Source organism: Psychrobacter sp. APC 3279 (assembly GCF_030407795.1).
Classification (GTDB): domain Bacteria; phylum Pseudomonadota; class Gammaproteobacteria; order Pseudomonadales; family Moraxellaceae; genus Psychrobacter.
Window position 1 is genome coordinate 34,491 of the sequence record NZ_JASDCR010000013.1, and the last position, 21,512, is coordinate 56,002.

General features: G+C 44.1%; 21 protein-coding genes. 14 read left to right on the top strand and 7 right to left on the bottom strand.

What is annotated here, in order from left to right; all coding sequences use genetic code 11:
- Positions 1 to 109 precede the first annotated feature (109 nt).
- Both QL898_RS08500 and QL898_RS08505 read left to right on the top strand, forming a co-directional pair.
- Positions 110 to 625 (top strand): peptidylprolyl isomerase, encoded by a 516-nt coding sequence (locus tag QL898_RS08500; RefSeq protein ID WP_057760980.1) that lies wholly within the window; start codon positions 110 to 112, stop codon positions 623 to 625.
- Positions 626 to 748: 123 nt separating this feature from the next.
- Entirely contained in the window at positions 749 to 1,618 is an 870-nt protein-coding gene (locus QL898_RS08505) for a UDP-2,3-diacylglucosamine diphosphatase (RefSeq protein WP_290176475.1), read from the top strand.
- A 120-nt stretch (positions 1,619 to 1,738) separates the two neighbouring features.
- Here QL898_RS08505 and orn read toward each other — a convergent pair whose 3' ends face one another.
- The gene (gene orn / locus QL898_RS08510; RefSeq protein ID WP_057760984.1) at positions 1,739 to 2,326 is read right to left on the bottom strand and encodes an oligoribonuclease; all 588 of its coding nucleotides are present in this window, start codon (positions 2,324 to 2,326) and stop codon (positions 1,739 to 1,741) included.
- A 230-nt stretch (positions 2,327 to 2,556) separates the two neighbouring features.
- Between orn and rsgA the strand changes: the two genes are divergently transcribed.
- The 4 genes from rsgA to secB all read left to right on the top strand — a co-directional run bounded on the left by rsgA (position 2,557) and on the right by secB (position 5,604).
- A complete protein-coding gene (gene rsgA, locus QL898_RS08515) occupies positions 2,557 to 3,660 on the top strand; it encodes a ribosome small subunit-dependent GTPase A (RefSeq protein WP_290176476.1) in 1,104 nt (367 codons plus the stop codon).
- A 221-nt stretch (positions 3,661 to 3,881) separates the two neighbouring features.
- On the top strand, positions 3,882 to 4,337 hold the full coding sequence (locus QL898_RS08520) for a rhodanese-like domain-containing protein (RefSeq protein ID WP_057760987.1): 456 nt from the start codon (positions 3,882 to 3,884) through the stop codon (positions 4,335 to 4,337).
- 359 nt (positions 4,338 to 4,696) lie between these two features.
- Positions 4,697 to 4,960 carry a glutaredoxin 3 gene (gene grxC / locus QL898_RS08525; RefSeq protein ID WP_021813631.1) on the top strand — a complete coding sequence of 88 codons (264 nt, stop codon included), beginning with the start codon at positions 4,697 to 4,699 and terminating at the stop codon, positions 4,958 to 4,960.
- Between the two features lie 191 nt (positions 4,961 to 5,151).
- On the top strand, positions 5,152 to 5,604 hold the full coding sequence (secB, locus tag QL898_RS08530; protein ID WP_057760989.1) for a protein-export chaperone SecB: 453 nt from the start codon (positions 5,152 to 5,154) through the stop codon (positions 5,602 to 5,604).
- 192 nt (positions 5,605 to 5,796) lie between these two features.
- Here the strand turns inward: secB and adk are convergent, their stop codons facing one another.
- The 6 genes from adk to QL898_RS08560 form a co-directional block, all read right to left on the bottom strand.
- Positions 5,797 to 6,450, bottom strand: coding sequence for an adenylate kinase (adk, locus tag QL898_RS08535; protein WP_180952604.1), 654 nt, complete (start codon positions 6,448 to 6,450; stop codon positions 5,797 to 5,799).
- A gap of 334 nt (positions 6,451 to 6,784) precedes the next feature.
- The gene (gene ccmI / locus QL898_RS08540) at positions 6,785 to 8,065 is read right to left on the bottom strand and encodes a c-type cytochrome biogenesis protein CcmI (RefSeq protein WP_290176477.1); all 1,281 of its coding nucleotides are present in this window, start codon (positions 8,063 to 8,065) and stop codon (positions 6,785 to 6,787) included.
- Positions 8,062 to 8,589 carry a cytochrome c-type biogenesis protein gene (locus QL898_RS08545; protein WP_227679365.1) on the bottom strand — a complete coding sequence of 176 codons (528 nt, stop codon included), beginning with the start codon at positions 8,587 to 8,589 and terminating at the stop codon, positions 8,062 to 8,064. The genes ccmI and QL898_RS08545 overlap by 4 nt, the downstream gene beginning before the upstream one ends.
- A 26-nt stretch (positions 8,590 to 8,615) precedes the next feature.
- Entirely contained in the window at positions 8,616 to 9,293 is a 678-nt protein-coding gene (locus QL898_RS08550; RefSeq protein WP_290176478.1) for a DsbE family thiol:disulfide interchange protein, read from the bottom strand.
- A gap of 1 nt (position 9,294) precedes the next feature.
- A complete protein-coding gene (locus tag QL898_RS08555) occupies positions 9,295 to 11,325 on the bottom strand; it encodes a heme lyase CcmF/NrfE family subunit (protein ID WP_290176479.1) in 2,031 nt (676 codons plus the stop codon).
- Between the two features lie 280 nt (positions 11,326 to 11,605).
- Positions 11,606 to 12,940, bottom strand: a complete 1,335-nt coding sequence (locus QL898_RS08560; RefSeq protein ID WP_102093742.1) for a hypothetical protein — start codon at positions 12,938 to 12,940, stop codon at positions 11,606 to 11,608.
- Positions 12,941 to 13,433: 493 nt separating this feature from the next.
- Here QL898_RS08560 and mrdA point away from each other — a divergent pair, with 493 nt between their 5' ends.
- From mrdA to scpB, 8 genes are all read left to right on the top strand, one after another.
- Positions 13,434 to 15,419, top strand: a complete 1,986-nt coding sequence (gene mrdA / locus QL898_RS08565; RefSeq protein WP_165597007.1) for a penicillin-binding protein 2 — start codon at positions 13,434 to 13,436, stop codon at positions 15,417 to 15,419.
- 69 nt (positions 15,420 to 15,488) lie between these two features.
- Positions 15,489 to 16,175, top strand: a complete 687-nt coding sequence (rsmD, locus tag QL898_RS08570) for a 16S rRNA (guanine(966)-N(2))-methyltransferase RsmD (RefSeq protein ID WP_290176480.1) — start codon at positions 15,489 to 15,491, stop codon at positions 16,173 to 16,175.
- A 210-nt stretch (positions 16,176 to 16,385) separates the two neighbouring features.
- On the top strand, positions 16,386 to 16,814 hold the full coding sequence (rplM, locus tag QL898_RS08575; RefSeq protein ID WP_057761004.1) for a 50S ribosomal protein L13: 429 nt from the start codon (positions 16,386 to 16,388) through the stop codon (positions 16,812 to 16,814).
- 10 nt (positions 16,815 to 16,824) lie between these two features.
- Positions 16,825 to 17,211: a 30S ribosomal protein S9 gene (rpsI, locus tag QL898_RS08580; protein WP_101206364.1), complete on the top strand. Its 387-nt coding sequence runs from the start codon at positions 16,825 to 16,827 to the stop codon at positions 17,209 to 17,211.
- 332 nt (positions 17,212 to 17,543) lie between these two features.
- Positions 17,544 to 18,632, top strand: coding sequence for a lipid A biosynthesis acyltransferase (locus tag QL898_RS08585; protein ID WP_290176481.1), 1,089 nt, complete (start codon positions 17,544 to 17,546; stop codon positions 18,630 to 18,632).
- Positions 18,633 to 18,740: 108 nt separating this feature from the next.
- Positions 18,741 to 19,826, top strand: a complete 1,086-nt coding sequence (locus QL898_RS08590) for a tryptophan--tRNA ligase (RefSeq protein WP_290176482.1) — start codon at positions 18,741 to 18,743, stop codon at positions 19,824 to 19,826.
- Positions 19,827 to 19,964: 138 nt separating this feature from the next.
- A complete protein-coding gene (locus tag QL898_RS08595) occupies positions 19,965 to 20,825 on the top strand; it encodes a segregation/condensation protein A (protein ID WP_290176510.1) in 861 nt (286 codons plus the stop codon).
- A gap of 124 nt (positions 20,826 to 20,949) precedes the next feature.
- Entirely contained in the window at positions 20,950 to 21,510 is a 561-nt protein-coding gene (gene scpB / locus QL898_RS08600) for an SMC-Scp complex subunit ScpB (RefSeq protein ID WP_290176483.1), read from the top strand.
- The last annotated feature ends 2 nt before the right edge of the window (positions 21,511 to 21,512 follow it).

The following is a 21,512-nucleotide window of genomic DNA, read 5'->3' on the forward strand; positions in this document are numbered from 1 at the left end:
CAGCCTGATACATGACACGGGATAAAAAAGCCGTTAGACTACCCGTAACTTTTTAACCACCACTCACAATAGTGCTATTTAAGGCGCTGCAATCAAAAAGGAATATCCCATGGTAGACATGCCACCAGTAGTAGAACTTGAAACTAATATGGGTGCGATCGTTATCGAACTCAACGAAGAAAAAGCACCGAAAACCGTAGAAAACTTTTTAAACTACGTAAAATCTGGTCAGTATGACGGTACAATTTTTCATCGCATCATCGATGGTTTCATGATTCAAGGCGGCGGAATGGACGCTGAGATGAATGAAAAACCAACCAATGCGCCTATCGAAAACGAAGCGGACAACGGTCTGAAAAATGATAAAGGTACTATCGCAATGGCGCGTACCCAAGATCCGCATTCAGCGACTAGCCAGTTCTTCATCAACGTAAAAGACAACGACTTCCTAAACCACTCTGGCAAAAACATGCAAGGTTGGGGTTACACCGTATTTGGTAAAGTAACAAGCGGTATGGACGTTATCGAAAAAATGCGCAGCGTACCAACTGGTCGTTTCGGTATGCATGCTGATGTGCCAAAAGAGCCAGTTGTTATCAACTCAGCAACCATCATTACTCAGTAATAGTCATTCAATAGCAGCTAGTCAGTAATAGTTACTTAGCGATAGCTGTGAATGAGCGAGCATTTTCTAGTAGAATTTACTAAGTAATGCTCGCCATACGACAAGTCACGAGGACCAAGATAAATGCAAAGTTTTAATCACTTAATCACGACCCGCCCTCATCAAGTGCGGCAAGTATTGATTAGCGATTTGCATTTATCGCCTCAGGAGCCTGCCTTAGTGCAGGCTTTTTTGGCGCTATTAGATGACTGTCTCGCCCTGCCTGCGCTCAAACGCCTCTTTATATTAGGTGATTGGTTTGAGGTATGGCTAGGTGATGATACGTATTTATCGTTGTCAGAAGACGAGAAGATAGCGCACTGGTTGACTCCACTTATCACCAAACTCAAGCAGCTACGTATCAATGGCTGTGAGATATTGGTCATGCACGGTAACCGTGACTTTTTATTGGGTCAGCCGTTTTGTAATCTGTTCGGTGGAGAGCTTATCAACGAGCCGTATACTTTGCCTGTTGGTCAGCAGAATTACCGCTTAGAACACGGTGATGCGCTATGTACTGATGATAAAAAATATCAGTTCTTTCGTAGAGTTATGCGTAACCGTTTGACTCAGTGGTATCTGCTCAATAAGTCACTGCAAAAACGCTTAGCCATCGCAGATAATATGCGCAAAAAAAGCCAGCAGAACAATGCAAACAAAGCTGCGCATATTATGGATGTGAATGATAAAGCCGTACGTCAAGCCATCACTACTAGCGATGCATTATTACACGGACATACTCATCGTCCAGACATTCATCAGGCGACTGATGACAAAAAGCGCTACGTGCTTGGCGACTGGCGATTATTAGATAAAGACACTCGCCAGCCGAAAGTTAGCGCCGTGATTGGTGCAGTGACAGATGACGAGCATTCAAATGACGGTTTGAATAGTAACGATTTAAGCAGTAATGATGCTGAGTTTGGATTGTTTGAGTTTACGATGCTTGTTTGATTCTAACGTTGAGTCTAGCTTAAACATAAAAAGGGTCTGTTGAAATATCAACAGACCCTTTTTGTTTTTTATTACAATTCTTTTACTATACTTTTGAATAGCTTACCGCTTGCCAGTTTTTTAAGGTATTAGCTTAAAGAAATGCTGACGGTAATGCTTTAGCTCACGGATAGAGTCACGAATATCGTCTAAGGCTAAATGACTGCCACCTTTTTCGAAGTTCTTTAAGATATCAGGACGCCAGCGGAAACAAAGCTCTTTAATTGATGACACATCAAGATTGCGATAATGGAAGAATCGCTCAAGCTCTGGCATTTGACGCGCCATAAATCGACGATCTTGGCAAATAGAGTTACCGCACATTGGCGACTTACCACTATCAACCCACTTGTTTAGGAACTTAATGGTCTCAGCTTCGGCTTCTGCCAATGTCACCGTACTACGACGTACACGATCGACCAATCCTGATTGACCGTGCTGCTTGGTATTCCAGTCATCCATCTTATTTAAGACTTGATCTGATACCTTGATAGCAAATACAGGCCCTTCAGCAAGCACATTCAAATCTTCGTCAGTAACGACAGTAGCAATCTCGATAATCTCATCATTTAAGGTATCAAGTCCGGTCATTTCTAAATCAATCCATACCAGCCCTTTTTTGCCTTGATTTTTGATTTTAATCTTGTTGGGATGGTCACCGGTAGTCATACAATATCCTATGGTCATTAAATTTTGGGACAGTTTTAAACATAATTTACAAAACGTATTACGGTTGAACACGTATATTCAAGCAGCATTGCAATGCACTGATTGATTCAAAAAATCTAGCAAGCAGCCAAAATATTACAAAACCACTGTCTGCCGCAGACGCTTTAGGCTGTATGTTAGCAAATTTTCACGCTACACTTAGCAATATTTTTATAATAGGTCAAAAACCCATGGCATTAATCCGGCAACGCAAACTGACTAAACAACAGATTCGTCGCATCGACAAGCAGCAACTGTCCAATCAAGATAGTATTGATGACAGTTTGATGGATGGCGTGGTCATGGCGCATTACGGTAAGCAACTAGAAGTACAAGTCACTAGCCTGCCAGCTGTCATACCTGAGCAGCCAGAGATTGCGCCTGATGATCCTGAGCCGTTTTGGCAAACGCTTGAGTTAAATGATATTTGGCGCTGTCATGTGCGTACCAATCTACCGATGCTAGCTGCTGGCGATCAAGTACGCTGGAATGCCGACTCTAATACTGGCTTTGGTCGTATCGAAGCGGTCAAACCGCGTACATCGCTGGTTTCTCGTCCTGACCGCTATCATAAGCTCAAACCTGTTGCCGCCAATGTCGATATTTTGGCGATTGTTTTTGCGCCACTGCCTGCCGCCGCGCCAACGTTGATCGATCGCTATCTCGTGGTATGCCATCATGCAGGTGTCAAACCACTATTGGTACTCAACAAAGCCGATTTATTGGCAGAAGAAAACGGTGTGGATACCAATGAGCTATTGGCACAATATGCCGCGCTTGGCTATGAAAGTGTTCTAACTTCGGTCGATTGTCCTGAAAATATCGCTGATAGCGATGAGCAAGAAGGCCTTGATGAACTAAAACGCTATATAGATAAAAAGCTGGTCATCTTCGCGGGTCAATCTGGCGTCGGCAAAAGCAGTCTAATCAACGCCCTACTGCCTGATTCTGGTCAGAGCGTCAATATCATCTCACAAAACTCTAAGCTCGGGCAGCACACCACGACGACCAGCCGACTGCTCCCATTTAACCCAGAAGACCTCACCCAAGGCGGTATCGTCGATACACCAGGGATTCGTGAATATGGCATTTGGCACCTCACCCCTGATGATATTATTTCGGGCTTCGTTGAGCTAGCACCATTGGCCGGCGGTTGCCAATTCCGTGACTGTCGCCATACCCATAACAGCAAAGGCTGCGCATTATGGCAAGCTGTAGCTGATGGTGAAGTATTGCAGCGCCGCGTTGAAAACCTCGTCACGCTACGAGAAGAGGCAGATACGAAGCCTTATTAATATTTGGCTTGTTAGTGTCCGCCTTAATTAAACGCGGTCATGTAAATAGATATTTTTATTAGGCTGAGAAGATCCATAGATAAGTACAATAACCGCCCAATTATTGCCCATGTCATCGCCCGTTTACTATAGATGACCTTATCGGTATAATAGCGCCTTGTTCACTATCATTGGGCTGTCTTCTCAGCTTAATAGAACACTTATTTTTTTGGAGGTATGGTTTGGATCGTGCGCTGGAATTTGTGGGCAACCACCCGTTTTTATTTGGTATATTAGCCGTACTTGCTATACTGTTTTTTACGATTGAAAACAAACGTAGCGGTAGAAAGATATCGCCTAACACGCTTGGCATGATGGTCAATTCTCAAAACGCGCAACTTATCGATATTCGCGCTAAGAAGAAGTTTGAATCAGGCTATATTCAAGGCAGCCGTAACATACCATTCACTGACCTCAAAGACCGCTTAGAAGAGATTCGCGCGATTGAGCAGCCAGTGATTATCATCTGCGACATGGGCGTTCAAGCAGGCGCTGCGATTCAGATGATTGGTAAAGATAGCGTCTATCGCTTAGAGGGCGGTATTGGCGGCTGGCAAGGCGCTGGCATGCCGTTGGTTGGTGTAAAAGATGCCAAAGCAAAGGCTAAAGGTAAAACAAAACCAAGTCTAAGCAAGTAAGAGACATGTATAGGCGCTTAAGTGAAGCGTTTATACCCTCTGCTTAGCTGATGTTTGTGTGACCTGACTGACGTTATCAGTGCTACTAATGCTATCAAGAAGACACCTTTTTATCGGGTGTCTTTTTTTGTGGTTCATTTTTCATGTTCTATTTATTATGTTTTACAGCCCTAAAATACGTTTTGAGCCAAAACGGCTTGAATTTGCTATGCCCATCCCCACTTTAGTAATGAGCATCACCGAATGCATTTTTGCTTTACTCATTGATAACAGACTATACCAACGCTTAGACTATGATAATTTATCATGCTCTCTATAATACGTTTGTTATCCCATAAATTTATAAATAAGGATTTACCATGACTGTATCTGTGAAAGTTTACACTACCCCTATCTGCCCATACTGCTCAAACGCCAAACAACTACTAAAAACCAAAGGCGTTGATTATGAAGAAATCGGCATGCACGATATGAGCAGCGAAGAGCGCCAAGCGTTGATGAAAAAGACTAATAACTACCGCACTGTGCCGCAAATCTTCGTTGGCGAAACCTTTGTTGGTGGTTTTGATGAACTCAATCAAATGAACCAACAAGGCAAACTTGACGAGCTATTGGCTGGTTAATCTGCTACCTTTCTTTACTGTCTGTCTTTATTTATGTAAAGATAGACAGTGGCACGTTTTAATAGAGCATTAAGAAGTAATAAGAAAAATATCGAGACAATACCAAAAAATAGTCTCGATTTATATTACAATGAACTTTTATTAAAATGACGATTTGCCCAATCATTTGATTTAATTTTAGAGGATTTACCATGGCTGAAGAACAAGCACAACCACAATTGGCACTAGAACGCATCTACGTAAAAGACATGTCACTTGAAGTCCCAGGCGCTAGCGTATTCACCAAAGAGTGGAACCCAGAGCTTGATATCAATTTGTCTAGCAACGCTGAAAAACTAGATGACGATCATTATCAAATCATCCTAACTGTGAGCGTTACTGCCAAAAATGCGGAAGAAGCAGCATTTATCGCTGAAGTGCATCAAGCAGGTATCTTCTTACTAAAAGACATTCCAGAAGATCAAATCGGTCAAATCTTGGGTGCATACTGCCCTAATGTGTTGTTCCCATATGCTCGTGAAGTCATCAGCGACATCGTGACGCGCGGTAGCTTCCCACAATTGCTACTAGCACCTGTGAACTTTGATCAAGCGTATGCACAGAGCCAGCAGCAAGCACAAGTTGATGCTCAAGGTAATGCATAAGCATTAATTAAAATATATGAGCTCTACCAGTCGTATATCTGGTAAAAGACCGTTTACTTATAGTGAGTAAGCGGTTTTTTTATAGGTGTGTCTTATGAGGTATAAAATCATCAGCCATAAAAAAACCCTGCTATTAAACAGGGTCTTCAACGACTACATCGACTGGCTAAATTACTTAGCTAACATCGATAATTAGCCTTTTAGTGCAGACAAAATTTGCTGCTTAACGTCATCGATACCTTGCGTACCATCAAACTTGTCATAGTTAGGCGCATCATCGCCTTCTTTAGCTTTATCTTGGTAGAAGCCAACCAATGCTGACGTTTGCTCATGATAAGTAGATAGACGGTCACGGATAGTCGCTTCTTGGTCATCTTCACGCTGGATAAGCGCTTCACCAGTGACGTCATCGATACCTTCAACCTTTGGTGGATTGTGATCGACATGATAAACACGACCTGAACCTGGATGCTGACGACGGCCAGACAAACGGCTCACGATTTCGTCATCAGGTACACTGATTTCAATAACATGATCGATAGCAACATCAGCGTCTGCAAGTGCTTGCGCTTGAGGAATAGTGCGCGGGAAACCATCTAAGATACAACCATTCACGCAATCAGGCTTAGCGATACGCTCTTTCACTAGGTTGATAATAAGGTCATCAGAAACCAAACCACCAGCATTCATGATATCTTTGGCTTTTTTGCCAAGCTCGCTACCTTCTTTAATTGCTGCACGTAGCATGTCGCCAGTTGAGATCTGTGGAATATCATATTCTTTAGAAATAAACTGGGCTTGGGTACCTTTACCGGCGCCTGGTGGTCCTAGTAAAATAATACGCATCATTACACGACTCTCCTTAATAGATAGGATTTTGGGATTAATAAAACTCTGGGATTAGTTGTTTGCAAAGCTACCTTACCTTGTGGCCCTGCAAAGCTCAAGTATTTTCATTATTGATGTGATAAGTTGGCATGACTTATCTGTTCATACATGGTCAATTCAAGATAGAAAGTGGCAGTATTGACTGCGTTTGAAATGCCCATTTATATATCTGGGTTACCTTTATATCTCTTCTAATCAAGTCAATCATAGCACTGCTGCTCGAGGTTATGCTGAGCAACAGCGTCTGTATACTACATACCATTAGCGTCCAGTATTTATATTACTACTATGACTATGGCACTTGCTGATTGATTTCTACGTTGACCTGATTTTGTTCTGCGCTGATTACCACTGGATTGCCCGAGAGGTCGCCTGACTCTGCGGTAGCATTGCCACTATGACTGATACGAGCGATGACCGCTAACTGCACTTTATCAGAACGAGCCGACCCTAGGGTACGCTCTGGCATCATAGCATCAAGATCACTTAGACTAATAACTGCTTCGCCTTGTTTGATATTGCTAATTGGTAGACGCTTAGCAGCAAATGGTGGACCACCTTTTACATCACGTATCGCTACAAACAGCGTATCGTCAGCTTTTACCAATGGTAACAGACTAGCATTTATTTTGACTGTCACTTCGACGCCTTCAGAGGCTTGCTGCTGCTGCATCACCACATTAGCGCTAAGCTCATCTAGACTTGATAGCGCTTGCGTATGATCACCTGGTTTGGCAGCGATACTGTCACGCAGACGTTTAATCCAGCCTTGCGCTTGATCGAAGTTACTAGCACGTGCTTCACCCATCGCCATAAGCATCTGTGCGCCCTCGTGCTCTGGATTTGTGACCAGTATGTTTTCTAACACTCGGCGGCTATTGGCATCTAACTGACCTTTATTAGCAAAGAAACTGATCTGCGCATAAGTGGTCGCAATTTCTTCGTTGTCAGGTGATAGACGATAAGCGCGCGACAAAGCCTCTAATGCCGAATCAGTCGCCTCTAATGACAAGAACAGCTCTGATAGGCGCATCCAGCGATTGTAGTCACTGGCATGACGATAGACGTTAGTCTGCATGGCACTAATCAGCTGATTGCCATCTTCAATTGCCCAAGCAGGTGGCTGATCGATTCTACCTGTCAGTAAGTCATCTGCCACTTGACCGACTTTGTCTTCAGCAGCCCACAGCTCAAAGACAGGTGTGCGATCACCGACCATCAGATATGCCATGGCGGTCAATACAGGCACCCAAACCATAATAATCAATCGGCTTTTGATACCTGGCGTGATCATCGGTGACACTTCACGCTGAGCGTCCAAAAGCTGACGTTCAAGCTCAAGCTTTTGGTTTTGATAGTGATGGTCATCAATGATACCACTGTCTTTATCTGTTTTCAGCTCTGCTAGTCGCTCACGAAACACAGCAACGTTGATATCCAGCAGTTGATTGTCCACAGGCTTACTATGCGAACGCGGTGCTCTTAACCACGGCTTAATGGTGATAATGCCCAACAACAAAGCGACAAGTAAACTTAGCGCAATAAATAAGCCAACAGTAGAAAATATGGTCATTTTTTGCCCCCAAGGCTTGTAGTGTCGTCTTTGTCATCACTGTTAGCTTGTGACAATAAGCGATCAAGTTCTGCTTTTTCAGCGGCAGACAACGCTTTGACATGGTTGTCTACTGCCACACCACTCTCGCCACTGGCGACAAGCTGACGGCGTTTACTTTGCCAAAACCAACCGACCAATAAAACGATCAATAATAACGGTGGGAAAAACCATAAAATCCATGTTGAAGGACGTACTGGTGGCTTATAACTGATAAAGTCGCCATAGCGCTCTTGCATATAGGCTCGAATCTCGCCATCACTACGCCCATCTTTTATCAAATCATAGGTTTTTTGCTTTAAGTCTTGGGCGATTGGCGCATCAGACCCTGCCAAGTTTTGGTTTTGACATTTTGGACAGCGTAGCTCTTCGATGAGACCGCGATACTGGGCTTCTTGTTGCACAGAATCAAAATCATAGACATCAATGGCAGCAAAGCTTGCCATACTGAATAGACAAGCAATTAACAAGCTTGCTAACTTTATGGTCGCCTTTCTTATTTGGTAGGCTATCATTTGCACGCCTCCTCAACTTGGCCCGGATCTGGACTGACACCATTATTACTAGCGTCATTGAGTACCATCAAGCAAGGCGTAATACGACTTTGCCAATTGCTTTCATTGATCTCACCGATGATATGCTGACGAATAATCCCATCACCATCGACGATAAAAGTCTCAGGCGCACCAGTCAGACCTAAGTCTAGAGCGAACTGTCCTGACAAGTCCTGAATAGACATAGAGAACGGGTCGCCACCGCGATTAAGATACCCTAACGCATCCCCAATATCATCTTTGTAGTTTACGCCCACCAAGTTAACACCGCGCTCTTCTAGCTTCATCAAAAAAGGATGCTCAATGATACAAGTTGGACACCAAGAGCCCCAAATATTCATGAGGAATGGCTTATCTGGCAAGTTGTCATTGGTCATGATACGACTGGTATCTGATAATAATGGCAACTCAAAGGCAGGTACTGGACGCTCAAGTGCTGTATTGGTCACGATATCAGTCGGCTTGCCCAGACGCATATAGAGCATAGCGACCAAACCAATAAAGATAACCAGCGGAATCAAAAACCCAATTTTAAGTTTTTTCTTAGTTTTTACTTTATTGCTGCTCGCAACTTTAGGGTCGTTGACAGATTCTTGCTGAGCTTTTTTATCAGACTGATTGTTTGAGGTAGTCATATTAACGCTCCCCTATCTTTGTAGCTGACGTATCCAAATCTGCAACCGTCGCAAAGCCTGATTTTTTGGCCGCGATTTGCGCAGGTGTTTTGGTTTTTTTGATACGGTAACGATTGTCTAGCATACTGAGTAATGCACCGAAAGCCATGATAAGCGCACCCAACCATATCCAGCGGATAAGCGGTTTGACATAGATACGGAAAGCCCATTCATTACTGTCTTCAGCAATTGGCTCACCAAGTGCTACGTACACATCGCGCATCAAATTGGCATCAATCGCAGCCTCTGTCATCGGCATCATACTGATAATATAGTTACGCTTTTCAGGATATAACGTGGTCACTTCTTGACCGTCTTTACTGACTGTTACTTCTGCTTGCGTAGCGTCAAAGTTACTGCCTTTTACTTCTCTAAAACCTTTTACCCTAAAGTCATAGCCTTGCACATTGACACTGTCGTTAGGTCCTAATGCCACATCGCGCTCAATGCTCAACGTAGTGGTAAATGCCACGCCGATGACCGCAATGATAACGCCAATATGAGCTGTTTGCTGACCCCAGTAGCTCAGACGCAACTGACGTAAACCGTTTAAGCGACTTGATGCATTTTTGGTCTTGTCTTTGAAATCGACAACCATCCATAACAACACCCAAAAGCTCACGGCCAATGTGACACCGATATTTAGCATCGCTGATGGACTGGTGAAATAGGTGATAATGGCAGACAATACCAAACTGCTTACCGCGATAACCATGCCAGCACCCAATAACGGGCGGCTGTCTTGTTTCCAACGGATATTAGAACCCATACCCATCGCCACCAGTAGCAGCCATGTCAACGGCACAAATAGGGCGTTGAAGTATGGAGGGCCAACAGATACCTGACCTAAATTAAAGGCATCAGCAATAATAGGATATAGCGTACCAAGTAGTACCACTAAGGTTGAAATGAGAATAATGACGTTGTTAATCACCAAAAATGATTCACGTGAGATGAGTCGATACTGACTCTCGACCGTCAAACGCCAGCCACGTATAGCAAACATCAACAGACCACCGCCGACGATAATACCGAGAATGACTAGAATCACTAGACCACGCGTTGGATCAGCGGCAAACGAATGCACTGAGGTGATGACGCCTGAACGTACTAAGAACGTACCAAGCAGACTAAGCGCAAAAGCAAAGATCGCGAGCATAATCGTCCATGCTTTAAATACACCGCGTTTTTCGGTAACAGCAAGTGAATGTAGTAGCGCCGTACCTGCCAACCATGGCATTAATGAGGCGTTTTCTACTGGATCCCAGAACCACCAACCGCCCCAGCCAAGCTCATAATAAGCCCACCACGAGCCAAGCGCGATGCCGACTGTTAAGAAACCCCATGCCGCCAATGCCCATGGACGCGACCAGCGTGTCCATACCGCATCCAAACGTCCTTCCCACAGTGCTGCCATACAAAACGCAAATGGCACTACCATGCCCACATAACCCATATAAAGCATCGGTGGGTGAATAATCAAACCAAAATCTTGCAATACAGGGTTTAGATCCGCACCATCAACAGGTAGATTGGGTAACGTACGATCAAATGGCGATGAAGTAAAGATAAGCATCGCTAGCATCATCATCTGCACGCCTGCCAATATCACTAGCACTCGCGCACGCATAGACAACGGCAACCCACGACTGAAGTAAGAGACCAGCGCACACCAAGTAGCCATGATGGTCATCCACAGTAGCAGTGAACCTTCATGCCCGCCCCATGTCGCCGACAGCTTGTAGTACCAAGGCAGCAATGTATTGGAATGCTGAGTGACATAGACGAGACTAAAATCGTTGTAATAAAAGCCTGCCATCAGCGCAGCAAATGAGGTAATCATTGCCGCAAATTGTGCCCATGCCAGACTTGGCGCCAAACGCTGCCAAGCGACGTGGTCACGCATGACGCCAATGGTTGGTAGTACCACCTGCAAAATCGCCAATATAAAAGCGGCCAGCAAGGCAAAATAACCCAATTCTGTGATTAACATACGGTCTAACCTTGTTTACCTTGGATACAATTAAGGGTTCACCGATGGCATTGCTAGCCACTGGCAAACGCTAATAGTCCTTTATGCGGTCATAGTTTACGGTTAAAAACTGAGGTTTCAATTGCTGTAGAAGCACATAAAACCCGCTACTATCATTGTGACGTATCAATATGAATGATTGATACAAAATGCTTATCTGTTGTTAATTTTACATTTTTTAGTTATTCAAAGCTTATTCAATACAGCCGTTCATGACTAATTAAAAATACTTATTAATGCATTATTGCATCGAGGGGAAAAATACTAACACTAAATGCAACCAACCTGCTAGAAAACCAGTCAAACCGCCCAAAACAATCAACGTCATCTCATCCTCGCGGAAAGCTGGACGCAACAGATTTTGAAACTCATTTGGCGTGAGCGCACGTATTCTATCGCGAAACAGACCAAATATCTTACTGGCTCGGCTTTCATTTAGCTCAGGATCCCGCAGTGGCACCATCGTTGCGACAATAGATTTGTCGATAATGGTATTTTTGAGTTGGCCATAATCGCGGCGTCCCAACCCCACACGTAGTGTCGTGCTAATCACTGGTGACTCTAGTACCGTATATAGATGCGATTTCATCAAGTCACGCGTTTGCGCTGAGCGATCACCATACATCATTTCATTCATGATGTTTTCTAGAGTGACCAAATCCTTTACCACAATCTCAGCAAAAACCTCAGAAACTTCTTCTTGGCGCTTCATAAAGCCGCCTTGCAAACGATACTTTGCGATATGCGGTATAACGGGTTTGATAAATGGAAAGCGACTTTGCACCGAAAACAGCTTCAAATAAGGTATAAAGTGCGGCTCTACTGGATTAAACACCATCCAAATGGCAATCCAATTGGTGAGAAAACCCCAAATCGCGGCAAAGAACGGTACGGTCCAATGCTGCGGCACCACCAAAAATATAAACATCTGGATAATACCAAATACCAGACCAATCAAAGCACTAATGTGCCAGATAAAGTCGATCTCTTTTTGACCGACCTTTAAAAACATATTGACCATCAGGCGACGATCGTTTTCCATGGTGTTGACAATCATTTTGCGCATATCGACCAAGTCTTCGACATGATAAGTCAAATCTGTCACAAGCGACTGCATAATACTGGGTAGCTCTTTATGGGCTTGCGCATAGACACGGCGCTTTAGGGCGTAAGGAAGGTTGCCCCACAATGCTGGCGAGTGATCTAGCATAATCTCATCAATCAATGGCTCAAGGTTTTTGTCCACCGTGTCGGTGACAAATATCGCCATTTGTTCAGGTTCCATCGCCTTAAAAAACTCATCAAGCGAACCGAGTTTTGAGAGCGTTTGGTCAACGATAACCCCTGATATCTTGCCCGCTTTGCGCGGCACGATACCTTGCCAACCGATACCTGGTAACCCAAAAAATGGGAAGTTAGGAATACGAATACCCCAAAACTTGACCGGATAGAAAAGCATCTTGAGCGCCATCCACACATGTACCCAAGTGACGAATGCCGTCACTGGTGGGATGGTCAGCATGGCAAAGAACTCTGGGTGTTCAGCTATCGTCTGCCATAATGAATTTACGTCCATGACTTATCTAGTCCCTGACAGGTTGATTGTCGTTGCTAATATTGTCGCTACTGATAACGAGACTTTAGCAAAATGAGAACGTTTCAAAAGACGCTCCGCCCATAATAACTACTATAAAATAAATCGCCTGATTTTAGCATACTTGCCATTTATTAGCACATATAGACCAGCGGCAAGTTGTGACTAAAGATGACATGATTCATATCGTCTGTTAACTAATGAAAACTCGAATATAAGCCAGTTCTTGGTCAGTAGATAATCAAGACAAAATATATGACTGAGTACTGCGCCTGCTCATTTGTTCTGTTATAATTTGTAGTGCAATAACAAAGACTACCTGCGTATAAATGACTGCATGACGATTTCACCCCATACCCTTCTATGTGATTGAAACCATTTGCATTATCTTTTAGACTCACCGCACTTTGGTTAACCAACCTGCCCTCTTATTTTTCTTTTATTGACTCACTGACCGTTTGGGCTCTGATCTTCTATGAATAAACCGATAACTCCCAATACCGAACAGGTCAACAGCACCTTTACCAATCGTATTATCATCTTTGGAATTATAATATTGATTGGTTTGGGCGGTTTGATAACACGTTATGGGTATTTGCAAGTCTACGCTCATGATCAGTACACAACGCAAGCCGATAACAACCGTATCAAACTGATATCTGCGCCGCCTAGTCGTGGGTATATCTATGATCGTAACGGGGTAATACTGGCAGACAACCAGCCTGTATTTACAGCGATGCTCAGCCCCGATGAGGTCGAAAACCCTGAGCGTACGTTGCATCTACTCGCGCCAATTTTTGATTTAACCGATACAGATATTACTGATATCTTGGCGCGTCTAAGTAAAAATAAAAACGACCCTGTGACGATTAAGATTGATTTAACAGAAGCACAGTTGGCTCAGTTTAGTGAGCGTAAGCCATTCTTCCGCGGGGTCTCTATCCAAAGCAAGCTTACGCGCTCTTATCCTTATGATGAGCTGTTTGCTCATGTCATCGGCTATGTCGGACGTATCAATGACAAAGAGTCAAAGCGTATTGATAAAGACCGTTACGCTGGTACTGACTTGATTGGTAAAATCGGTATTGAAGACTACTATGAAGATATTTTGCTTGGGCAACCGGGTTATCAATCGGTAGAAACAGACGCACATGGTAATATCTTACGTCAACTGGATACCAAGCCGCCGATAGCGGGTAACGATATTACGTTAAGCTTGGATTATGGTCTGCAAACCATCGCCCAGCAGCAACTCGATGGACGCCGCGGTGCAATCGTTGCGATAGACCCAAAAAACGGTGACGTCTTGGCGTTTGTTAGCAATCCAAGTTACGACCCTAACCCTTTTATATCGGGTATTTCTTTTAAAGATTACGATGATCTGCGTGAAGATTTGGATCAACCACTGTATAACCGTGCGCTACAAGGTACCTACCCACCTGGCTCTACTATCAAGCCATTTGAAGGGTTGGGCGGTATTCATTATGGTCTACGCGATTGGAACAGCACTATCTATGACCCTGGTTATTTTAGCTTACCTGGAGACAGCCATCGATTCCGCGACTGGAAACGTGGCGGTCATGGCACGGTAGATCTGAAAAAATCCATCGCGATGTCGGTCGATACTTACTATTATAAGTTGGCTTACGAGATGGGCATTCAGCGTCTGCACGACTGGATGGTGCGTTTTGGTTTTGGTGAGGATACTGGTATTGATTTGCCTAATGAAAAATCAGGCATCATGCCATCACCAAAATGGAAAAAAGACACTTATGATAAAGATTGGCTACCGGGCGAAACGATCTCGGTCAGTATTGGACAAGGGTATTTCTTGGCAACACCATTACAGATTGCCAATGCTACGGCCATGACTGCCAGTAAAGGGCAGCACATTACTCCGCATTTATTAAAGAGCAGTGACGGCGCTGCGGACGTCAAAATCATAACTAAGCCAGATGGCAAAATCGACTATAACGGTAAGCCGTCCGACTGGTTGCGTATGCATGATGCGATGGAAAGCGTGGTAGAAAACGGTACAGGACGCGGTATCTATACCCCGCGCTATCGTATCGCTGGTAAAACAGGTACTGCACAGGTGAAGTCCATCGCGCAGGGCAAACGTTATGACAAGTCAGCGATTGATAAGCGCCATTGGGATCATGCTTGGTTTAATGGTTTTGCCCCAGTAGAAGACCCGCAGATTGCCCTCGCAGTATTGGTCGAAAATGGTGGCGGTGGTAGTGCTGTTGCAGCGCCTATCGGCCGTGCTCTATTTGATTACTGGGTATTACAACGCAAGACAGATCCTGTGTTGCCTCCTTCTGCTGATGAGCTAAAAGTCATTAAACGCCAAAAGGCTTTTGAAAAAGCCATGCGTGATGCCATTCGCGATAAAGAAGCAAAAGCATTGGAGGAGAAAGAAGCCGCGGAAGCCGAAGCGGCAGCAGCGACATCTGAGTAACTAGACGTTTAAGTACTTAATAGTATAAAAAGCAAAACCTAGCAAAGAATTGGTAAGCGAGACACAATAATGAAAAAAGCCTCAAATGGACGCGCACCAAAGAATAACCGTAAGGCGAAAAGTGTGTCGGCGGGTGATGTGCGCATCATTGGCGGTCAGTTTAAGCGCCGTATTGTAAGTTTCATCGATGCAGATGGCCTGCGCCCGACCCCAGATCGCTTGCGGGAGACTTTATTTAACTGGCTACTCGCTGACATTCATGATGCCCATGTGCTCGATAGCTGTGCTGGCAGTGGCGTACTAGGGTTTGAAGCGTTATCTCGCGGTGCGGCCCACACAACATTTATCGAAATCAATCCAGCACAAAGTAACATGCTACGTCAGAGCGCTGAGCAATTACGCCTTGAATCTGCTGCTTATCAAATTATCACTGGCACTGCTGAGCAAGTATTGCGTCAAGAGCAGCTGACTGCGCGTCCTTTTGATATCGTATTTATCGATCCACCTTATGCTCAGGATTTATGGCAGCCTATTTTGACTGCACTTATTACCAATGCCTTAATAAATACTGAAACATTGATTTATTTAGAAGCTGATAAAGATTTGTCAGCACAGCTTAAGCAATTGGAAGCGTCGCTAAATGAGAATTTAAACCCTCAATTAAGCGTTACTCAGCAACCAATCGCTTTTGAATGCTTGAAACAAACCAAAGTTGGACAAGTTGTTGCTGGACTTTATCGTCTATCATCGTCATAATTGTCGGGTTAATGAAAGCCGTTAACGTATTTTACAAATGTTTAGAACCGCTAAAAACTGGCCGACGCTGCAGTTTAATGTATATAAGGCGAAAATAAACCCCAATGCAGCTTGCAAGCGTAGGCGCTACTGCTTATAATGTGCAGTCTGTTTTTTGAGAGCCCCGTTCCCAGCTAAACTCTCAACGAATTCTAATTTTAAGGTTTTATCATGAAAACACTTAGTGCAAAACCAGCTGAAGTGACCCATGACTGGTATGTCGTAGATGCTGACGGCAAAACCCTTGGTCGCTTAGCCACTCAAATCGCAACTCGCTTACGTGGCAAGCACAAGCCTTCTTTTACTCCGCACGTTGATACTGGTGACTTTATTGTTGTCATCAATGCTGACAAAATCACGGTAACGGGTAAAAAAGCACAAGACAAAAAGTACTATCGTCACAGTGGCTACCCAGGTGGTATTAAAGAAACCAACTTCAATAAGTTGCTTGCACATAAGCCTGAAGATGTTCTACACAAAGCAGTTAAGGGTATGCTTCCAAAGGGCCCTCTTGGCTATGCGATGATCAAGAAGCTGAAACTTTATGCGGGTACTGATCATCCACATACTGCACAGCAACCTAAAGAACTAGACATCTAAGGATATACTTATGGAACGCAATTACGGAACTGGTCGCCGCAAGACGTCTACTGCTCGTGTATTTTTATCAAAAGGTACTGGTAGTATCGTTGTTAACGGTAAGCCACTTGACGAATACTTCAGCCGTGAAACTTCACGCATGGTTGTACGTCAGCCATTAGAACTACTAGACTCTGTTAACGCATATGACTTATATGTAACTGTTGCAGGCGGTGGTATTAGTGGTCAAGCTGGCGCAATCCGCCACGGCATCACACGTGCATTAATCGAAGCTGACGAAACTTTGAAGCCTGCCCTAAAAGCAGCTGGTTTTGTTACTCGTGATTCACGTCAAGTTGAACGTAAGAAACTGGGTCTACGTAAAGCACGTAAACGTCCACAGTTCTCAAAACGTTAATCAAAACTCTCTCTTATATTTTTGCTGCTGTTGTCTTTTTCTCAGAGCTTCAGTAGCAAAGTTAAATAAGAGTCTGGTTTTGCAAAACCTTATAAGCTGGTCACAGCTTATAAGGTTTTTTTATGCCTACTGATAGCGTTTTGATTATCTGATTGACTTCATCAAATCAGCTTTGTTTTATGGTGATAATTAATATGAGTGCCTTGTTTCAACACTGCAAAGTAAAGCATCTGTAGAAATTCTAACTTGCAAAGCATTAAACGCTACCCCATCATATCAGTAACTTTTTATTATTTGCCATGATGCCTCAAACCGTGCTGCAGAAGGATATTATGAAAGCGCCAGAACAATTTGACCCTAGCAAACCATCTGCCAATAGCAGCGTGCCGCCTAGCATGAAACAGTCGGCTAAGTCGCCTGCTATACCGGCTGGCACGCCGACAATTACCCAAAATCATAAGCGTACAGCGCAAGCAGATAACAAGCCATTTCAGTGGCAGTTTTTATCACCAAAGAATTGGGGCATTTGGTTATTGTTTTTAATAATGCTACCGATGATATATCTGCCGTTACGCTGGCAGTTTTGGCTAGGTCGTAAGCTCGGTATATTGATTTATAAAGCTGCTGGCTCACGTAGACGCGATACGCTAATCAACCTGAAGTTGGCATTTCCAGAAAAGCCTGAAGCTGAACGTGAATTAATGGCCAAGCAAGTATTTGTCAATCAAGGCATTGGTGTGTTTGAAACGTTATGCGCTTGGTTCAGGTCAAATATATTTACTAGAACTGTATCCATTTCGGGTTTACAGCATATTGTTAATGCGCAAAATGAGCAGCGGCCAGTCATCCTGCTCGGTGCACATTATACGATGCTAGATTTGGGTGGCCTATTATGTGCGCAGTTTTTCCCTGTAGATTGTATGTACCGTACACAGAACAACCCTCTATTAGACTGGTTTATTTATAATGGTCGTACCAATATTTTTGGTAAGCAAATCTCTAGTCGTGATATGCGTAGCCTAGTTACCTCTATCAAAGCAGGACATGTCATCTGGTACTCTCCTGACCAAGACTATGGTCTCAAGCAAGGTGTCATGGCGCCATTCTTCGGTGTGCCTGCCGCAACCATTACTGCATCGCGTCGCATGGCGAAATTGGGTAGCAAAGCACAGCCACCAGCTGTCATGGCACTGCATACTTATCGGCAAACGCCTGATAACTTGCCGCGTGGTAAACGTCCCCATTATCATTTAACAATTACGCCAGAATTAGACAACTACCCAAGTAAAGATGAAGTCGCTGATGCCACTCGGGTCAATGAAGTTTTAGAAGGACTCATTCGTATTGATCCTACACAGTGGATGTGGTTTCATCGCCGCTTCAAACATGGGCCAAACGGTCGTACTGATATCTATAAGTAAGCCTTTATTCCCAAAAATACTGGTGAAGTTTGCTATACTTTGCGGCTAATATTTTGCATTTTAGCTATGCACTGATAATAATTTGATAAACAAAATAACGGATTTTCCATGAGCAATAACAGTACTTCTGATAATCAAACTTCTGATACTTCAACCGAAGCCAAGCGCATCCTGACTGGTATCAAACCGACTGGTATTCCGCATTTAGGTAACTATGTTGGTGCGATTCGTCCAGCGATTGAGTCTATTCAAAATAGTGACCATGAAGCGTTTTTCTTTTTAGCAGACTACCATGGCATCATCGGCTGTTATGACCCTGCTATCATTCATGAGTCGACGAGAGCCATTGCCGCCACGTGGATTGCTTGTGGTCTAGACCCTGAGCGTGTGACGTTCTACCGTCAGTCAGACGTGCCTGAAATTCCAGAACTTGCTTGGATTTTGAACTGCTCATGTGCCAAAGGTTTGATGAACCGCGCTCATGCCTATAAAGCAGCCGTTGATATCAATACAGAAAAAGCCGATGTCGATCCTGATCAAGGTGTCACCATGGGTCTGTTTGGTTATCCCGTGCTAATGGCGGCTGATATCTTGATGTTTAATGCGACCCATGTACCTGTTGGGCGTGACCAAGTGCAGCATATCGAGATGGCGCGTGATATCGCAGGTACTTTTAATCATCGTTATAAGTCACTTTTCACGCTACCGTCAGCAGTCGTTGATAACGATATACCGCTGCTTACTGGACTTGATGGCCGCAAGATGAGTAAGAGCTATAGCAATACTATCCCCCTATTCGGTGAGCCAAATCCACAAGTCAGTCCTGAAAAACAAATGCATAAAGCCATCATGAAAATTGTGACTAACTCACAGCTACCTGATGAGCCAAAAGATCCTGATGATTCAGCTATCTTTGAGATTTATAAAGCATTTGCCACCGCTGAAGAGATTGCTGATATGCGTGCGCGTTATGCCGCTGGTATTGGCTGGGGTGACGCTAAGCAAGCGCTATTTGATAAGATCAATGATGAAATCGCGCCATTCCGTGCACGTTACGAAGAGCTGATGGCCAATCCAAAAGAGCTAGAAGAAATCTTGCAGATGGGTGCAGATAAAGCCCGTCGCCATAGTCGTAAGCAACTAGACAAAGCTCGCCGTGCTATCGGCATCCGTCCGCTTGCTAAGCTTAAATAATCGTTGCTGGAATAGTCGTTTCACTGGCGCAATTTGTTATCAAAGCGGGTGCTAAACGTGCAAACTGAACCAAACACCAAACAGGCGGCTTTGTCTAAAGCCGCCTTATCTGCTATGGCTGATTCAACTTCTGAGCCTATGGACAATCAGAGCGAGTTTGATGAGTCAATCAACCATGATATGTCGCTACGTATCTATCAGACGCCTGTGCAGCATTTGCCAGAAGATCTGTATGTACCACCGCAAGCCTTTGCTATTTGGTTAGAGCAATTTGCTGGTCCATTGGATTTTCTATTGTATTTGGTCAAAAAGAACAACGTCGATTTGACCCAAATGCCCATTTTGCCCATCACTGAGCAGTACTTAGCTTATATCAGTGAACTAGATACCGAACACTTTGAGTTAGCAGGTGATTATCTGCTAATGGCATCAACGCTCATCGCTATCAAAACCGAGTTGCTATTGCCTGCCCCTGATACCCCAACCGACGAGCGTGACCCAAAAGCAGAGCTAATCGAGCGCCTCGAAGAGTACGCGCAAATCAAAGTGGTCAGTCAGCGCCTAGACAATCTAGTACGCTTGGAGCGCGATGTATTTTTGGCAATGGTCAGTATGCCTGGTCAAGACGTTATGAGTGCGGAGCTGCCAAGCTACTCACCTAACTTGCTGATTGATAGCTTATTTAAAATGCAACTACAGCCTGACTATCAAATGCATACGATCAAGGTTGATGCAGTACCCCTTGCCGATCGTATTGCCAGTATTAGCAGGCAATTAAGTACGGATGGGGCGCGCTCCTTTTATGAACTACTGGATAAAGCACAGGGTAAAATAGGCGTGGTCGTGAGTTTTGTCGCCGTACTTGAGCTTATAAAGCGGCAGTTGGTTGGTGTGGTCAATATTGAGACAGATAGCGACATCGTCAACTCTGCTCCCAATGACGAACCGTCTGATGTAGATAGTGAGCCTACCGCACTTACGTTACAGTGGTTAGCCTAGTAGGCTCTAAGACTATCTCCTAGCCTACTCTCTATTAAAATCACAATATTGAAATAAGAGCATACTTTAGATGGTAGATATTGAAGACCCAAAGCAACATGACGAGACCCAAGAATCAATAACTATGACTACATCTCAACCAGTTGAAGCGCAGCATGATTCTTTGGAAGAGTTGAGTAAACATATCGAGGTGCTGTTGCATGCATCAGAAGCACCGCTGACAGCTCACGCGTTAAAGAAACATTTGTCATTATCTACTAAAGAATTAAAGCAAACCTTGGAAGTGCTGCAACAACGCTTAGATACAGGTGTGCTTAGGCTACATGAGACCGCCAGCGGTTATCGTTTACAGATATCTGATGACTACAGCAGTCTAATCCAGCGTACTTTTCCGCAGCGCCAGGAACGCCTGAGCCAAGCTTTACTTGAAACCCTAAGTGTCATTGCTTATAAACAACCTGTGACACGCAGTGATATCGAGCATGTGCGCGGAGTGACATTATCGAGCAATATACTGCGCCAGTTATTTGATAAAGGATGGATTGTGGAGAAAGGTTTTAAAGATACTCTAGGCCGTCCTGCATTGCTTCATACTACTGCGCAGTTTTTAGATGCGTTTGGATTAAGCCATCTGGATGAACTGCCACCTATGCCAGATATGGAAGCCATACGAGTCATGTCTTAAAT

Bases quoted from the DNA above. Each gene is read 5' to 3' on its own strand.
- QL898_RS08500 (WP_057760980.1), top strand. From the start codon at position 110: ATGGTAGACATGCCACCAGTAGTAGAACTTGAAACTAATATGGGTGCG.
- QL898_RS08505 (WP_290176475.1), top strand. From the start codon at position 749: ATGCAAAGTTTTAATCACTTAATCACGACCCGCCCTCATCAAGTGCGG.
- orn (WP_057760984.1), bottom strand. From the start codon at position 2,326: ATGACTACCGGTGACCATCCCAACAAGATTAAAATCAAAAATCAAGGC.
- rsgA (WP_290176476.1), top strand. From the start codon at position 2,557: ATGGCATTAATCCGGCAACGCAAACTGACTAAACAACAGATTCGTCGC.
- grxC (WP_021813631.1), top strand. From the start codon at position 4,697: ATGACTGTATCTGTGAAAGTTTACACTACCCCTATCTGCCCATACTGC.
- secB (WP_057760989.1), top strand. From the start codon at position 5,152: ATGGCTGAAGAACAAGCACAACCACAATTGGCACTAGAACGCATCTAC.
- adk (WP_180952604.1), bottom strand. From the start codon at position 6,450: ATGCGTATTATTTTACTAGGACCACCAGGCGCCGGTAAAGGTACCCAA.
- ccmI (WP_290176477.1), bottom strand. From the start codon at position 8,065: ATGACCATATTTTCTACTGTTGGCTTATTTATTGCGCTAAGTTTACTT.
- QL898_RS08550 (WP_290176478.1), bottom strand. From the start codon at position 9,293: ATGACTACCTCAAACAATCAGTCTGATAAAAAAGCTCAGCAAGAATCT.
- QL898_RS08555 (WP_290176479.1), bottom strand. From the start codon at position 11,325: ATGTTAATCACAGAATTGGGTTATTTTGCCTTGCTGGCCGCTTTTATA.
- QL898_RS08560 (WP_102093742.1), bottom strand. From the start codon at position 12,940: ATGGACGTAAATTCATTATGGCAGACGATAGCTGAACACCCAGAGTTC.
- mrdA (WP_165597007.1), top strand. From the start codon at position 13,434: ATGAATAAACCGATAACTCCCAATACCGAACAGGTCAACAGCACCTTT.
- rsmD (WP_290176480.1), top strand. From the start codon at position 15,489: ATGAAAAAAGCCTCAAATGGACGCGCACCAAAGAATAACCGTAAGGCG.
- rplM (WP_057761004.1), top strand. From the start codon at position 16,386: ATGAAAACACTTAGTGCAAAACCAGCTGAAGTGACCCATGACTGGTAT.
- rpsI (WP_101206364.1), top strand. From the start codon at position 16,825: ATGGAACGCAATTACGGAACTGGTCGCCGCAAGACGTCTACTGCTCGT.
- QL898_RS08585 (WP_290176481.1), top strand. From the start codon at position 17,544: ATGAAAGCGCCAGAACAATTTGACCCTAGCAAACCATCTGCCAATAGC.
- QL898_RS08590 (WP_290176482.1), top strand. From the start codon at position 18,741: ATGAGCAATAACAGTACTTCTGATAATCAAACTTCTGATACTTCAACC.
- QL898_RS08595 (WP_290176510.1), top strand. From the start codon at position 19,965: ATGGACAATCAGAGCGAGTTTGATGAGTCAATCAACCATGATATGTCG.
- scpB (WP_290176483.1), top strand. From the start codon at position 20,950: ATGACTACATCTCAACCAGTTGAAGCGCAGCATGATTCTTTGGAAGAG.